The following is a 2,125-nucleotide window of genomic DNA, read 5'->3' on the forward strand; positions in this document are numbered from 1 at the left end:
CAACAGCGCCTTGTAGATAGTACTCGTCGTCTAGCGAATCGACTAAGTCATTAACTTGAGAAGCCGGATAGTTGCTTTGGAATAAAGTTGAACGTACCTCTTGGCGGGTTGTGCTCACCCAGACGGTACGGCTGACTGGAGTTTCAATCCCTTTTCTTAATGCGCGTCTTGCTTCGACAAATAGCTGCTGTAGCAGACTTGCTCTCCAGGTGTTCCAAAGCTTGGGATTGGTTGCAGCAATATCACACACGGTAAGCACGTATAGATATTCCAAGTGCATGATACTTGGTATGCGTGCTGCAAACTCATAAATGATTGCTGGGTCGGCCACATCTTTCTTTTGCGCCGTCATAGACATAAGCAGGTGCTCTTCAACTAACCAAGCTGCTAATCGAGTGTCACGCTCACTATAGTGATGGCGCTTACAAAACTCGGTCACGTCGACTGCACCGAGTTCAGAGTGATCACCACCACGCCCCTTGGCAATGTCGTGATAAATACCTGCGACAAAGACTATTTCGAGTTTGGGTAGCTCACGCACAAGTGAGGCAGCAACGGGAAATGTGTCTTGATGCGCCTCATCATGCAAGCGAACAATGTTGCGGATGAGTTTTATTGTGTGTGCATCTACTGTAAATGCGTGAAACAGGTCATGCTGCATTTGCCCCACGATATTTGCGAACTCGGGTAGGTAGCGCGACAGCACGTTGTATTTAAGCATGTTGCTTAGAGTGCGATGCAGACGGTGCGGGGTCCGCAGGATCTCACGGAACATCGTCGTGTTTGCAAGATCATTTCGAAAGTGATCGTCAATTAGGTACTGATGTTCTCGGATGGATCGGATAGTGGTCGAGCGAATCCCTTTGATCTGCGGATTTTGGGCCATGATCAAAAAGATCTCGATCAATGCATATGGGGAGCGCTCAAAAACATGCTCGTCAATTGTTTCAATATAACCATTGACGGTCTGGAAGCGATTGTTTAGCGGAGTTATTTCTTCAGTTCGGTTCGGGTTGAGGTAGTATCCGTCAAAGTACTGAAGAATAAGGTCGGCGAGTTCGGCCAGAGCAAGTACCGTTCTATAGTACCTCTGCATCATTATCTCAACGCCCAGAGCCGTATCGTTATCTTTGTATCCCAGAATCTCCGCTACCTTGCGCTGGTAGTCGAAAAACATTCGGTTCTCGCTGCGAGAAGCGACCATTTGCAGTCCGTAGCGAAGAGACCATAGAAAGGTCTCGCCGGATAAAAGTAAATTGAACTCTTCGTCGGTCAAAAAGTGGTAGCGGTCTCGATCAGACTTCGCATCTGGACCGAAATGACGTTTTGTAATCCAGCCAACGGTTTGAATATCTCGCAAGGTCCCCGGTGACGCTTTGATGTTCGGCTCTAAATTGTACTCTGTTCCACTAAAACGTTTGTGTCGCTCAACCTGTTCATCAAACTTAGCCAAAAAATACTCGCGAGAGGTATAAACCTCATCTGAGTATACGCGTTTGGAAAGCTCGGCACAGAGATCGGCATGGCCAGAAATGGTCCGAGTTTCGAGTAGATTGGTAGCGATCGTCACATCAAGTTTTGCTTGTTCCACGCACTCGTCAATAGTTCGAACGCTATGCCCAATATCTAGAGACAGATCCCATAGCATCGTGATAAAGCTACTGAGTGATTCGCCAGCGTCCGCTGTGATCTCGCTTCGGGCAAGTATCAGAAGGTCAATGTCGGAATGTGGTTGCAGCTCCCCGCGACCATAGCCGCCTACCGCGATGAGAGCGTACTCAGAGCCGTCAAAGTTATAGCGCGACCAAAGGGCGCTTAGTACTTGGTCCATAAACCAGGCTTTGGTCGCGATGATTTGGCGAATGTCTTCGCCTTTGCAGTACATTGCATCAAAGCAATCGTTCGCTAGTTTTAAATAGCGCTTCGCATCCTTTGCTGGGTAGCCGGGTTCAGTAAGATCTTTATAAAGCTCGTCGAGTGANATTCCTGAGGTTTCGATAAACGTCGCTTTCAGGTCTGGAGCTGCTGTCATTTTGTTCATGCAATTCCGAAATGCACTTTCTCTTCTTCCCTCATTGTAAGAACTTCGTAGCCATCCTTGGTTACAAGTATCGTGTGCTCCCAT

1 protein-coding gene is annotated in these 2,125 nt (G+C 47.8%); it reads right to left on the bottom strand.

What is annotated here, in order from left to right; translation table 11 throughout:
- Nucleotides 1-2,041: [protein-PII] uridylyltransferase (glnD, locus tag A3750_RS23790; RefSeq protein ID WP_068549001.1), on the bottom strand; the 2,041-nt coding region annotated here is incomplete at its 3' end.
- Between the last annotated feature and the right edge of the window lie 84 nt (nt 2,042-2,125).

Source organism: Oleiphilus sp. HI0079 (assembly GCF_001635105.1).